Source organism: Undibacterium sp. TC9W, assembly GCF_049339865.1.
Classification (GTDB): Bacteria; Pseudomonadota; Gammaproteobacteria; order Burkholderiales; family Burkholderiaceae_D; genus Undibacterium.
In genome coordinates, this window is the sequence record NZ_JBMPPJ010000021.1 from 1 (window position 1) to 13451 (window position 13451).

General features: G+C 49.1%; 9 protein-coding genes. 7 read left to right on the top strand and 2 right to left on the bottom strand.

Annotated elements, in window-relative coordinates; genetic code table 11:
- Window positions 1-570: 570 nt before the first annotated feature.
- From ACO0LN_RS23525 to ACO0LN_RS23555, 7 genes are all read left to right on the top strand, one after another.
- On the top strand, window positions 571-1275 hold the full coding sequence (locus ACO0LN_RS23525) for a SapC family protein (RefSeq protein WP_422950020.1): 705 nt from the start codon (window positions 571-573) through the stop codon (window positions 1273-1275).
- Between the two features lie 85 nt (window positions 1276-1360).
- Window positions 1361-1954: a class I SAM-dependent methyltransferase gene (locus ACO0LN_RS23530; RefSeq protein ID WP_422978040.1), complete on the top strand. Its 594-nt coding sequence runs from the start codon at window positions 1361-1363 to the stop codon at window positions 1952-1954.
- Between the two features lie 30 nt (window positions 1955-1984).
- A complete protein-coding gene (locus ACO0LN_RS23535) occupies window positions 1985-3622 on the top strand; it encodes a tetratricopeptide repeat protein (protein ID WP_422978042.1) in 1638 nt (545 codons plus the stop codon).
- Window positions 3623-3723: 101 nt separating this feature from the next.
- On the top strand, window positions 3724-5031 hold the full coding sequence (locus ACO0LN_RS23540; protein WP_422978044.1) for a glycosyltransferase family 4 protein: 1308 nt from the start codon (window positions 3724-3726) through the stop codon (window positions 5029-5031).
- 742 nt (window positions 5032-5773) lie between these two features.
- Window positions 5774-7570: a type I secretion system permease/ATPase gene (locus ACO0LN_RS23545; RefSeq protein ID WP_422978046.1), complete on the top strand. Its 1797-nt coding sequence runs from the start codon at window positions 5774-5776 to the stop codon at window positions 7568-7570.
- A 2-nt stretch (window positions 7571-7572) separates the two neighbouring features.
- The gene (locus ACO0LN_RS23550; protein WP_422978048.1) at window positions 7573-8928 is read left to right on the top strand and encodes an HlyD family type I secretion periplasmic adaptor subunit; all 1356 of its coding nucleotides are present in this window, start codon (window positions 7573-7575) and stop codon (window positions 8926-8928) included.
- Between the two features lie 2 nt (window positions 8929-8930).
- Window positions 8931-10298: a TolC family outer membrane protein gene (locus tag ACO0LN_RS23555; protein WP_422978050.1), complete on the top strand. Its 1368-nt coding sequence runs from the start codon at window positions 8931-8933 to the stop codon at window positions 10296-10298.
- 131 nt (window positions 10299-10429) lie between these two features.
- On the opposite strand, the gene gatB is transcribed toward ACO0LN_RS23555, so the two are convergent.
- Both gatB and gatA read right to left on the bottom strand, forming a co-directional pair.
- Window positions 10430-11905, bottom strand: a complete 1476-nt coding sequence (gatB, locus tag ACO0LN_RS23560; RefSeq protein ID WP_422978203.1) for an Asp-tRNA(Asn)/Glu-tRNA(Gln) amidotransferase subunit GatB — start codon at window positions 11903-11905, stop codon at window positions 10430-10432.
- Window positions 11906-11994: 89 nt separating this feature from the next.
- On the bottom strand, window positions 11995-13449 hold the full coding sequence (gene gatA, locus ACO0LN_RS23565; protein ID WP_422978051.1) for an Asp-tRNA(Asn)/Glu-tRNA(Gln) amidotransferase subunit GatA: 1455 nt from the start codon (window positions 13447-13449) through the stop codon (window positions 11995-11997).
- Window positions 13450-13451 lie beyond the last annotated feature (2 nt).

Genomic DNA, 13451 nt, shown 5'->3' on the forward strand with positions numbered 1-13451 from the left:
TTCGCCAGCTCTTTGGCCAGCGCCTGCAGTTTGCTTCTTTCCATTGCGTTTGTCGTCATTTTGGCAATTCCTCATTATAGGAGCTTCATCTGCCAGAATTACTTACACACTTTTATTTACAGGCTCCAGAACATGGATTTAGGTCTTTGCAATGTTTGCCACAGACCATCAGAATGGAAAATCTGCAGGCCATTCCAGGCTATCTGCTGATATGGCGTAAGCGTTAGCATTGGCGACTGGGCTGTTATGATGTCATTACCGCTCTGGAAAAAATCAGGCATTGACCGTTTCTATTAATAAAGTCGCACCCGCAACCCTGGTCTGCTTTGATTTTGCAGCACGCATCTCCCCGAAACTGCCTGTATGCTGAAAAAAGCGCCATCGCTTTAAGCTGCTGATACAATACTGCACTTGATTTTGACCAAAACGTCTTCATTTCAATGTAAGTAGTCGCTTTTTGCGTGTTTTGATCAAAATAAATACTGATTTGCGATTTAATGTCATCTAAGCCTGGCGCTTAACCCATGCCGTCAATGGAAATGGGCTTTTTCTAGTTATTGGAGTTTTACTATGTTTCAAAATGCTCAAACCCTGGACAAGAACCTGCATGCCTCTTTGCGCTTTCAACCAGCTGCTGACTTTGCTTTTGCCCGTAGTCTGACGACTGCCCCACTGGCACCGACAGAAATTCCTGAGGCAGCACAGTTTTATCCAGTCTTGTTCTCACAATCCGGCTTGCTCAATCCGATTGCCGTGCTGGGTTTGAGAGAACGCAACGTATTCCTGAATGAAAAAAATCAATGGACTGAGGCCTATGTACCAGTTCATGTACGTCGCTACCCGTTCATCCTGGGCCGTATTGGTGATACTGATGACTATGTGCTGGCTGCTGATATGGATGCGCCACAGTTCAACACCAAAGAGGGTGAACTGGTGTTTACAGACAAAGCAGAATTCAATCCTAGCTTTGGTAAGGTACTGGAACTGCTGAACAGCTATGAGAAAAACCTGCGTGAAGGCCGCGTCATTCTGAATGAATTGGAAACCACAGGCGTATTGGTTGCCAAAGACCTCAACTTCCGTGAAGGCGATGAAGTTCACCTGATCGGTGGCTTCCGTATTGTCGATCGTGAAAAAGTCCTGGCACTTGATGATGCAACACTGGCGCGTTGGGTGCGTAGTGGTTTGATGTCCCTGCTGGAATTGCACTGGGCGTCTTTCCGTCACCTGCCTAAAGTGGCGCTGGCTTCTTCACGTCCAGATCAGGTACAGTAATCTGTATTTGACTTGATATAGAGTGTGAATGGAAAATGGGGCCTGTGCCCCATTTTCTTTGGGATCAAACGACAAGGTGAATGCTTTGAAATTATTACACGTAGGCTGCGGCCCTCAAAACAAGTCAGGCACCACGCCTTTTTTTCAGTCAGATGATTGGCAGGAAATACGCTTTGATATTGATCCTACCGTCAATCCTGACATACAAGGCACGTTGACGGATATGAGTGCCGTTGAAACAGCCTCTATCGATGCGGTATATTCTTCGCATAATATTGAACATCTGTATCCGCATGAAGTACCACTGGCTCTCAAGGAAATCTTGCGTGTCTTGAAAGACGATGGGATATTTGTAGTGACCTGCCCCGACTTGATTTCTGTCTGCAAGTTGGTCGTCGAAGATAAATTGCTTGACCCAGCCTATGTATCACCAGCAGGTCCGATTTCTCCCCTTGATATCTTGTATGGTCATCGTGCTTCCATGGAAAGAGGTAATCTGTTTATGGCGCACCGATGTGGCTTTACCCAAAAAGTACTGATGAATACTCTGGCAGGGTCCGGTTTTAAGACGGTTGTAGCAGCAGCTAGGCCATCCGCTTTTGATTTATGGGCGGTGGGGACAAAAAATGCGAGAACTGAGGAAGAAGTCAGGGGTCTGGTAATGGCGCAGCTGAAATAATACTTGCTGTAGCAAATGTATAAAAAGAAAATGCCAGGTAATTCACGACAGGTGAAATCTGTTGCAGGAAGTACTGCGGCAGAAGCCGAAGCGGCACAATTAATGCAAAAGGCCTTGGTGCTGCATCAGACTGGAAAACTGGCTGATGCTGCCGTCTTGTATCAACAGATACTTCAGATTAACGCCAGGCATTTCGACGCTTTGCAATTTCTGGGCATGATCAAGCGTAGTACGGGTGCTCTGCAAGAGGCGCTTGATCTACTGACTTTGGCAGCCTCCATCAAGCCAGCCAATACCATCATACATGCCTCACTCGGCAATGTTTTAATGGACCTTGAGCGCCACGCTGATGCCATTGTCAGTTATGACCGTTTCTTGTCGGCCACGCCCGACTTTGCCGAAGTTCTCAACAATAAGGCGAATGCATTAAGTGCCTTGGGACGCGAAGCAGAGGCCATGTCATGTTACGAGCATGTGCTGCGCCAACAGCCAGATTTTTCTGATGCGCATTTTAACCGCGGTAATCTGTACATGGACATGCGCCAGTATGCGCAGGCCCTGGCTGACTATGAACATGTGCTGCGTAGTCATCCTGGTCATTTTCAATCCTGGAATAATCGTGGTAACGCGCTGCTGAAACTGGAAAGACTGCCTGAGGCGAGGCAAAGTTACCAGCAGGGATTAAGCATCGCCCCCGACAATCCAGAATTGCACGCTTGCCTGGCTCACGCCTATAAAATCACTGGCCAGTTAAATGAGGCGGTTCAGCATTATGCCAAAGTGCTGGAACTGACCACGACCGGTTTTCCCAGACAAAATGCCGCATTACAATTGGCGATCCTGCACTATGTCTTTGGTAACCAGGCGAATGTAGATGCTTTGTTGCAAGTGGCAAAGGACATGCTGGGCAATGCGCTGATTAAAGACAAGGGTTCTTTGATTTACTGCGCCTTCATGTTGAAAATCCAATTATGGTGGCAGATGTACAGGCAGCAGGTACAAAACCCGCAAGCGCAAGGCACGCTGTATGTCATAGGTGAGAGTCACATCTTGTCGGCCCATAATCTGCTGGTCACTTATCAGGGTCAACATCTGCAATGCAAAGGGCTATGGATAGAAGGCTGTACACAATGGCAAATCGGTAAAGTCGAAACCAATCATTACCAGCAACTAATGCAGCATTATCTGCAGGCCTTGCCTGTCGCATCCAGCGTATTGATTACCGTAGGCGAAATTGATTGCCGCATTGATAGCGGCATCCTGAAAGCCAGTAAAAAAACTGCAAACACCGACACTACTGATGCCCACAACGCCCCCAACATCAGCCTGGCGCAGCGGGTGCAGGATGTCATAGTGGCCTTCCTGGATTTTATTGTTGCCTATGCGCGGCCGCGCCAGCTAAAGCTCATCATCAGCGGTGTTCCTGCCTATTTAATCAATGAAAATGGCTATACGGCAGACCAGTTGCAGGAATTTGGTCAGTTTTTGACATTGTTCAATACCAGTCTGAAGCAGCAGGTAGCAGAGCGGGGTCTGGATTTTCTCGATGTGTTTACCCTGACCGATGGCGGTGGTGGTAAATCGAATCAGCAATGGCATATAGACGAGCATCATTTACGTCCGGACGGCATTATTGAAGCATTCTCCCGTCATTTGCTCACTTCCTGAGATTTGTCTGCAGCATGAGTGCATCGGCACGACTCTGTGCTGCCGAATAGCGTTTATACTGTAGCAATTTACGAAGTTCGTATTCCTACTCAATTTGCGCTATGAAAATCCTGTTCGTTCACCAAAATTTTCCAGGTCAGTTTGTCCATCTTGCGCCAGCCTTGGCTGCAGACCCGGCGAATGAAGTTGTCGCACTGACCATGCAAAAGGCTGCTCCGGCGCTGTGGAATGGCGTCAAGGTATTCTCATACCAGGTTGCACGTGGCACCAGTGCTGAAACCCATCCCTGGCTGGCCGATAGCGAACCCAAGGTCATCCGTGGTGAGGCTGCCATGCGTGCCGCATTGCAGTTGCGTGAGCAGGGTTTTGTGCCTGACGTGATTATCGCCCATCCAGGCTGGGGTGAAAGTCTGTTCCTCAAAAAAGTATGGCCCACGGCCAAGCTTGGTATCTATGCAGAATTCTTTTATCACGCACAAGGAGCGGATGTCGGGTTTGATCCTGAGTTCTCTTCCAATGCGATTGAGCAAGCCTGCAAGATACAACTCAAGAATATCAATAACCTGCTGCATATAGAAATGGCGGATGCTGCCATATCTCCTACGCACTGGCAGGCAAGCACCTTCCCCAGCGCCTTCCGTGAGCGCATCAGCGTTATTCATGACGGCATCAATACGGATATGGTCGCTCCCAACCCCGGTGTTGCCCTGGCTCTGGGTGGGGGATTGAAGTTGACGCGTGATGATGAAGTGATCACCTTCGTCAACCGCAATCTCGAACCATATCGCGGCTATCATATTTTCATGCGTGCCTTGCCGCAGATACTGGCACAGCGCCCCAATGCCCACGTACTGATGGTGGGTGGGGATGATGTCAGTTACGGTGCCAAGTCTGAAACCGGGAGGTCCTGGAAAGAGATCTTCCTCAGCGAAGTCAGTCCGCAACTACCGGAAAGCGCGCGCGAACGCATACATTTCCTGGGGAATATCCCTTACCAGCATTTTATTCCCTTGCTGCAATTGTCGCGTGTTCATGTCTATCTGACTTATCCCTTCGTCTTGTCATGGAGCCTGCTTGAGGCCATGAGCGCAGGATGCGCCATCGTCGCGTCGAATACCCAGCCTTTGAGAGAGGCCATACGTCACAATGAAACGGGCAGGCTGGTCGATTTTTTTGATGTGGCTGCACTAAGCCAGGAAGTCTGTGATTTATTGGATCAACCAGAAGAAAGGCAGCGTCTGGGTGAAAATGCCCGTCGTTTTGCCTGTGAATTTTATGACCTGCAAAAAGTGTGTTTGCCAGCGCAAATAGAATGGGTTTATGGTCTGGTTGAAGACACAAAAGTTAACCTAAAAAGTGAGATATCTGCACAAGCGCTGGTAAACACGGTAGTAATTGAGTTAAAATAATATCGTAGCCAGCAAGACCATTAAGAACTCGGCGCCCCGCAACGGATATTGCGGGGCGTTTTTTTTCGCATACCACTTCGTGCGCTCGGCTTTACGCATTCTTATTTAAGCATTCTTACTTAAGCATTCCTAAACTTCTGTAGTGCACATCCCTGTTTAGCCTCAAAACACGACCACTCTGCACAAGGTTCCAATGCTGGTAAGGCTTCACCAAGTGAGAATCCTGGCTACGTCACAGCAAATTGCAGCATTTCAAGTGAGATATATTCATTCAATAAGCTTCAACGAAGTGCCGGATGTGCATATCTGATTGTAAATCAACAGCATTTTATGTTTAAAAAGCATGTCAATTGAGCATGCAATGCAATTGGCAAAAATTTTTGCGATACCGATATATGGGGAGTATTCCGGGAATATCAATAGCGCCGCAGAGAGTATATGGAGATTTTTGATATACAGGAGGGGGTATGCGAAATATATCGGCTTCGATACACGAAACACGTTTTAAAAGCGTAAAACTTGTGTTACGCTTTCGAAAAATGTGATGTACGTCACATTTAATTGAGTTGTGAACAGGGATAATGCCGCCTTGCCCTAAAAATGCCGATGAACTCCTCCTCCAAAGAGATTACTCATCAAGCGGCCACCTATTATATTGCGATGTTTTTAGCACTTCAGTGTGCAAAGAATACAAATGATCTCGAAACTAAAACTTCCACAAACTGAAATTGCACAGGTTCTGATGACCTTTAAAAGTGCCTTCAGAACCGTTGGCATCTTCAGTGCCATCATCAATCTGTTGATGTTAGCACCTTCCCTGTATATGTTACAGGTTTACGATCGTGTTTTGCAAAGCCGCAACGAAATCACTCTGTTGATGTTGACATTGTTGATGCTGGGTGCGTATGCCTTGATGAGTGCACTTGAATATATCCGTAGTTTTGTATTGATACGTCTGGGCGCCAAGCTCGACATGCAAATGAACAAGCGTATCTACACTGCTGCATTTGAACAAAACCTTAAGCGTGGTGGCGGTAATGCCGGCCAGGCTTTGCAGGATTTGACGCAAATCCGTCAGTTTCTCACAGGTGCGGGCTTGTTTGCCTTCTTTGATGCACCATGGTTCCCGTTCTATCTGGCCGTGATCTTCATGTTTGACACTTACCTCGGCTTGTTTGCGCTGGCTGCGGTGATCGTCATGGTGATCCTGGCGTACGCCAATGAAGTGGTTTCCAAAAAACCTTTGACTGAAGCCAATACCATGGCCATCGTCTCCAGCAATCTGGCGACGAATAATCTGCGCAATGCCGAAGTTATTGAAGCCATGGGCATGTTGCCTAACCTGATGTCGCGCTGGTTCAAGTTGCATGGCCGCTTCCTGCAATTGCAGGCAGAAGCGAGCGAGAAGTCAGGCATTATCACTGCTTTGAGTAAATTTGTACGTGTCTCAGTACAGTCACTGGTGCTCGGTTTTGGTGCCTTGCTGGTGATTGAAGGCAAGATGTCGCCTGGTATGATGATTGCTGGCTCCATCCTGTTGGGTAAGGCAACTGGTCCTATCGATCAACTGATCGGTGTATGGAAACAATGGAGCACAGTTAAAGGTGCCTATGGTCGTTTGAATGAATTGTTGGCATCCAATCCACCACGTCAGGCTGGTATGGACTTGCCTAAACCGCTGGGTGCTTTGTCTGTTGAAGGCGTGACTGCAGCACCTCCGGGCTCTACTGTTGTTGTTGTCAAAGGCTTGTCCATGGCTTTGCAACCAGGTGACGTGCTGGGCGTGATCGGCCCATCAGGTTCCGGTAAATCCACACTGGCACGTTTGCTGGTAGGCGTCTGGCCAGCTGCGGTTGGTAAAGTGCGTCTCGATGGCGCTGATATCTACCAATGGAACAAAGATCAACTCGGACCAAATATTGGTTACCTGCCACAAGACATAGAATTGTTTGGCGGCACAGTAGCAGAAAACATTGCACGCTTTGGTGAAGTTGATTCTGAAAAAGTCATTATGGCTGCCAAGCGCGCCGGTGTGCATGAAATGATTTTGCATTTCCCTCAAGGATACGACACCCGTTTGGGTGATGGCGGTGCCGGTCTGTCTGGTGGCCAAAAGCAGCGTATCGGTCTGGCCCGTGCCATGTATGACGATCCATCCCTGCTGGTACTCGATGAACCAAATTCCAATCTGGATGATATCGGCGAACAGGCTCTGGTCGTTGCTGTGAATGATTTGCGTCAACGTGGCAAAACTATCGTGTTGATCACTCACCGTACGACGATTCTGGGTGCCACCACCAAGCTCTTGTTGTTACGCGATGGTGTAGCCCAGGCCTTTGGTCCGCGTGATCAGGTATTGGCCGCGCTGAATCAGGCAAATCAACAACAGGCACAGCAGATGCAACAAGCTCAGCAAGCTGCGGCAGCACAACAGGCTGCCCAACAAGCACAAGCTCAGGGCGGTCTGCAAGCAGCAGCTACAGAGCCACCAGCAGATACGCAGCAAAGAATTAATGCTACAGCTGCACAAGAGGAATAATCATGAAAAATGCATTGGTCAAAAAAGGTGATGTCACGGACGTGGCAACTCACAACGTAGAAATACTCGAAGTCAATACAGATGCACGCGGCTACTCCCGTCTGGGCTGGATCATCATCCTGATCGGCGTGGTCGGCTTCTTGCTGTGGGCATTCACGGCAAAGCTCGATAAGGGCGTACCCATGAGCGGTAACGTGGCCGTGGCCTCCAGCCGTAAAGTCATACAGCATCAGACTGGTGGTACGGTTGATGAAATCCTGGTCAAGGATGGCGATGTCGTTAAAGCAGGTCAAACCTTGCTGAAAATGAACTCTGTCAGTGCCAAGTCAAATGCAGAAATCACCAGGGTACAATTGTTTACAGCCCAGGCGGTAGAAGCAAGATTGCTGGCTGAACGCGTAGGTGCAAAGTCCATCAGTTTTCCCAAGGAACTGGATGAGGCAAAAAGCGATCCTCGCGTTGCTAACGTCATTTCGCTGCAACAGCAACTGTTCACTACACGTCAGATTTCCATACAAAGTGAGCTGGGTGCGGTGGATGAAAACATCGCTGGCTTGAAATCGCAACACAAAGGCCTGGAAGAATCCATGGTCAGCAAAAAGCAACAGCAACAGTTCCTCAAGGAACAACTTGATGGCATGCGTGACCTGGCCAAGGAAGGCTATATTGCCCGCAATCGTCTGCTGGATCTGGAACGTACTTATGCGCAGGTGAACGGCAGCATCTCTGAAGACCTGGGTAATATGGGCCGTGTCTCACGCCAGATCATGGAAATGGGCTTGCGTAAGTCACAGCGTCAGCAAGACTATCAAAAAGAAATCCGCACACAATTGTCCGATGTCCAGAAAGAAGCAGAAGCCTTGCAAAACCGCCTGACTGCACTGGATTTTGATCTGAACAATGTCGCAGTGAAAGCACCTGTGTCAGGCACCGTGGTAGGCCTGAATGTATTCACCAAAGGTGCGGTTGTGCCTAGCGGTTTCAAATTGATGGAACTGGTTCCGCAGGATGATGCGCTGATCGTCGAAGCCAGCTTGCCAGTCAACCTGGTAGATAAAGTGCATGCCGGTTTGAAAACAGAATTGATTTTCTCTGCCTTCAATACCAATACCACGCCGCATATCCCAGGCATCATTACACAGGTATCCGCTGATCGTACGGTCGATGAAAGAACCGGCCAGGCCTTCTATAAAGTCCGTGCAGAAGTAGCACCTGAAGGCAAAAAAATGATTGCCAACCTGAACATCCGTCCTGGTATGCCTGTTGAAATGTTTGTCAGCACCGGTGGCCGCACCATGATGAACTACCTGTTGAAACCAGTGATTGACCGTGCCCATTCTGCAATGACTGAGGATTAATGATGAAAAAATCATGGAAGCGCCTTAATCTGATCGCAGCTGCCTGTGGCATCCTGGTGATGTCGGCAGGCCAGGCTCAGGCCATGGGCCTGTTGCAGGCCTATGAAGCTGCATTGATCAATGATCCGACTTACCGTGCTGCAGTTTCAGAGAATATCGCGGGTAAGGAATACCGTAATATCGGTCGAGCCGGTTTATTGCCAACCATACAGTATGCTTATGGAACAGGTAAAAACCGCGCAGAAATCACCTCGCCGGCGACCAACTTTTTGGGTCAGCCAACTGGCGGTGTGGCGGTCAGTAATTACGATTACACCAGTATCACCAATTCTGTTTCCTTGCGTCAGGTACTGTTCAGTCTGGATACGGCAGCGCGTTACAAGCAAGGCATAGCGCAGACCAACTATAGCGATGCTATCTTTTCTGCACGTAGCAAAGACTTGATTATCCGCCTGACAACTGCTTATGCAGATGTCAAATTCTCTGAAGATCAGGTAGATTTGTTCCGTGCCCAAAGAGATGCTTATGCCGAACAGAAACGCATCAATGAGCGCATGTTTGAAAAAGGCGAAGGTACCAAGACCGACATGCTGGAAACCCAGGCAAAGCTTGATGTTGCCGAGGCTCAGGTGATAGAAGCGCAAGATAATTTACTGAATGCAAAGAATGCTTTTTCTGCCATCATTGGCAGTGAAGTAAATCAGCTTGATGGCTTGCGCCCAGAGTTTACCGTGATGCCTGTTGCCCTCTCCAGTTTTGAAGAATGGATGACGATCGCAATAGAAAGCAATCCTGAAATTGCAGCCGCCAAATATTCTGTCGAAGCTGCGGAGCTGGAGATCAGCAAAAGTAAAGCAGGCCATACACCAAGGCTGGATCTGAATGTTGGTTACAACCGTGGTTTGTCTGACAGTATCACGACACGTACTCAAGATCAAACGATCAAGAGCATAGGCGTACAATTGGTGATACCGATTTATTCTGGTGGTTATGTCACCGCAATCAGTAATCAGGCCATCGCCAACCGCGACAAAGCCAAGGCTGATCTGGACGCAACCAAGAACAGGATTTCGATAGAATTGCGTAAGCAATTTAATGCGATACAAACCAGTTTGACAAAAATCAGTGCATTGCAGAAGTCAGTTAATTCCGCGACTTTGCTGGTTGAAGCAACCAAGCAAAGTGTCAAGGGTGGTGTGCGTATTAATCTTGACGTGCTCGGTTCCGAGCAACAACTGGTCGCCGCCAAACGTGACCTGGCGCAGGCCAAGTACAATTACCTGATCAGCTACCTCAAACTGCGCGTCACTGCAGGTAATATCAGTGTGGATGATGTACAGACAGTAGCTGCTTACTTTGCGCCGAACTGATATCGATGGAGAATGCTGTCGGGAATTGAAGCAGACACCAAGCCAGGCACTAAAAGCCAGACATTAAATCAGCAGGTATAAAAAAACGGCACATCTTTACAGATGTGCCGTTTTTTATTTTCAGACGGGAATTAACCAGCCAGTTTTTTCTTCAGCAATTCATTGACCTGAGCCGGGTTACCCTTGCCCTTGGTTGCCTTCATCGCCTGGCCAACAAGAGAGTTGAATGCCTTCTCTTTACCAGCGCGGTATTCATCAACAGACTGTTGGTTCGCGGCCATGACTTCGTCGATGATTTTTTCCAGCGCGCCAACGTCAGAAATTTGCTTCAGACCTTTGGCGTCAATCACCTGATCTGCCAGATTTACAGCTGCAGATGGTGCCTGCCACATCGCTGCAAACACTTCCTTGGCAATCTTGTTGGAAATCGTGCCATCAGCAATGCGCTGTAACAATACGGCGAGCTGAGCAGCGGTGACCGGAATAGCGCTGATATCCAGGCCTTCACGGTTCAGTGTCGCTGACACATCACCCATCATCCAGTTTGCAGCGGGTTTGGCTTGTGCGGTACCAGCGGCAGTCACCACCGCTTCAAAATAAGTAGCCATGCCTTTGGACTGCGTCAGGATGGTCGCATCATATTCAGTCAAGCCCAATTGCTCGATGAAACGCTGGCGCATCGCAGATGGCAGCTCAGGCATGGTGGCGCGAACTTGCTCTACCCATTCGCGGCTGATTTTCAACGGCGGCAAATCAGGGTCGGGGAAGTAGCGATAATCCATCGAATCTTCCTTGCTGCGCATCGAGCGGGTCTCTTTTTTGTCCGGATCATACAGGCGAGTTTCCTGGATGATAGGGCGACCTTCTTCAATTTCGTTGATCTGACGACGGACTTCAATATTGATCGCTTCTTCCAGGAAACGGAAAGAGTTCAGATTCTTGATTTCGCAACGTGTGCCAAATTCTTTTTGACCGACAGGACGCACAGAAACGTTGGCATCGCAACGGAAAGAACCTTCCTGCATATTGCCATCGCAGATATCCAGCCAGGTCACCAGCGAGTGCAGGGCTTTTGCATAGCCAACGGCCTCAGCAGCACTGCGCATCACAGGTTCAGTGACAATTTCCAGCAAGGGCGTGCCTGCACGGTTCAGGTCTATGCCTGTCATGCCCTGGGCTGCGCCATGGGTGGATTTGCCAGCGTCTTCTTCGAGATGAGCGCGTGTCAGTTGTATATTCCTGAACTCAGTCTTGCCATCTTTTTCAAACACGCAAGGCACGAAGCCGCCCTGTACTACCGGGATCTCAAACTGGCTGATTTGATAGCCTTTGGGCAGGTCAGGGTAGAAATAATTCTTACGGGCGAAGATGGATTCAGGCGCAACCACGGCACCGACGGCCAGGCCAAACTGTATGGCTTTTTCTACCGCACCTTTATTCATGACCGGCAACACGCCAGGCAGGGCCAGATCAACCGGGCTTGCCTGGGTATTGGGTTCGGCACCAAATTGTATTGAAGAGCCGCTGAAAATTTTTGAGTTGGTCTTGAGTTGCGCATGCGTCTCAAAACCGATAACGACTTCCCATTGCATAATATTCCTCGTTATATCTTTGTTTATTGCCTCTGCTTTTTTATCGAAAGCAGCACATCAATTCCATGTCCATGATCTTTCATTCCCTGCCAGAGGGAAGAGACTCATGCCGGTGTGCGTGTATGCCAGTCTGTCGCTTGCTGGAACTGGTGGGCCACATTCAGCAATTTCGCTTCATCATAATAATTGCCGATGATTTGCAAACCTACCGGGCGTTTCGCATTCTTTTCACCTTGGCCAAAACCACAAGGGATGGACATGCCTGGCAAGCCTGCCAGGCTGGTCGAGAGTGTGAAAATATCAGCCAGATAGTTGGCTACCGGATCATCCGCTTTCGAGCCCAGGTCCCATGCCACGGTTGGCGCCACCGGCCCCATGATGACATCGCATTTCTCGAAAGCTGCTGCAAAGTCCTGGGCGATCAGACGGCGGATTCTTTGTGCCTGCAAATAATAGGCATCGTAGTAACCGTGTGACAGTACATAGGCACCAACCAGGATACGGCGCTTGACTTCAGCACCAAAACCTTCGGCTCGCGACTTCTTGTACATTTCTTCCAGTCCATCGTAATTGGCTGCACGATGACCATAACGCACGCCATCAAAGCGGCTCAGATTGGAGGAGGCTTCTGCCGGTGCAATCACATAATACACAGGGATGGACAATTCGGTTTTTGGCAGGGAAATTTCTACCAGTGTCGCACCCAGCTTTTCATATTCAGCCAGCGCAGCACGTACGGCTTGTTCTACGTCGGCAGCCAGACCAGCAGAGAAAAATTCCTTGGGTACGCCTATGCGCAGACCTTGCAAAGATTTGTTCAGGTCACGGTTGAAATCTTCTTTCTTGCGTTCGAGAGAAGTCGAATCTTTCTCATCAAAACCTGTCATCGCATTCAGCAAAATGCCGCAGTCTTCTGCTGTCTGGGCAATAGGGCCACCCTGATCCAGTGAAGACGCAAAAGCGATCATGCCGTAACGCGATACACTGCCATAAGTTGGCTTGATACCGGTGACGCCGCAAAACGATGCCGGTTGGCGGATAGAGCCGCCAGTGTCAGTAGCCGTCACTGCCGGTGCCAGTCGCGCTGCAATCGCGGCTGCCGAACCGCCAGAAGAACCACCAGGTACGGCAGTCTTGTCCCAAGGGTTTTTCACCGCACCAAAATAAGAATTTTCATTCGATGAACCCATGGCGAATTCATCGCAATTCAATTTGCCCAGGGTGACGGTACCAGCCTTGTTGAATAGCTCAACCACGGTGGCGTCGAAAGGGCTGACATAATTTTCCAGCATGCGTGAGCCTGCTGTAGAGCGCCAGTCGCGTGTCACGAAAATATCTTTATGGGCGATAGGTACGCCCGTCAATACACTGGCATCACCAGTGGCCAGACGTGCATCGGCTGCGGCAGCCTGTTGCAAAGTCCATTCAGGATTCACATGCAGGAAGGCATTCAGGTCACTGGCAGCAATCCGGTTCAGATAATGCTGGGCAAGTTCGGTGGCGGAAACCTGCTTGCTTTGCAGCAGGGCGGATAATTGCGAAATTGTCTTGGTATGCATGA

Excerpts from the sequence above, each read along its gene's own strand:
- ACO0LN_RS23550 (WP_422978048.1), top strand. The coding sequence starts at position 7,573 with ATGAAAAATGCATTGGTCAAAAAAGGTGATGTCACGGACGTGGCAACT.
- ACO0LN_RS23555 (WP_422978050.1), top strand. The coding sequence starts at position 8,931 with ATGAAAAAATCATGGAAGCGCCTTAATCTGATCGCAGCTGCCTGTGGC.
- ACO0LN_RS23540 (WP_422978044.1), top strand. The coding sequence starts at position 3,724 with ATGAAAATCCTGTTCGTTCACCAAAATTTTCCAGGTCAGTTTGTCCAT.
- ACO0LN_RS23525 (WP_422950020.1), top strand. The coding sequence starts at position 571 with ATGTTTCAAAATGCTCAAACCCTGGACAAGAACCTGCATGCCTCTTTG.
- ACO0LN_RS23545 (WP_422978046.1), top strand. The coding sequence starts at position 5,774 with ATGACCTTTAAAAGTGCCTTCAGAACCGTTGGCATCTTCAGTGCCATC.
- gatA (WP_422978051.1), bottom strand. The coding sequence starts at position 13,449 with ATGCATACCAAGACAATTTCGCAATTATCCGCCCTGCTGCAAAGCAAG.
- ACO0LN_RS23535 (WP_422978042.1), top strand. The coding sequence starts at position 1,985 with ATGCCAGGTAATTCACGACAGGTGAAATCTGTTGCAGGAAGTACTGCG.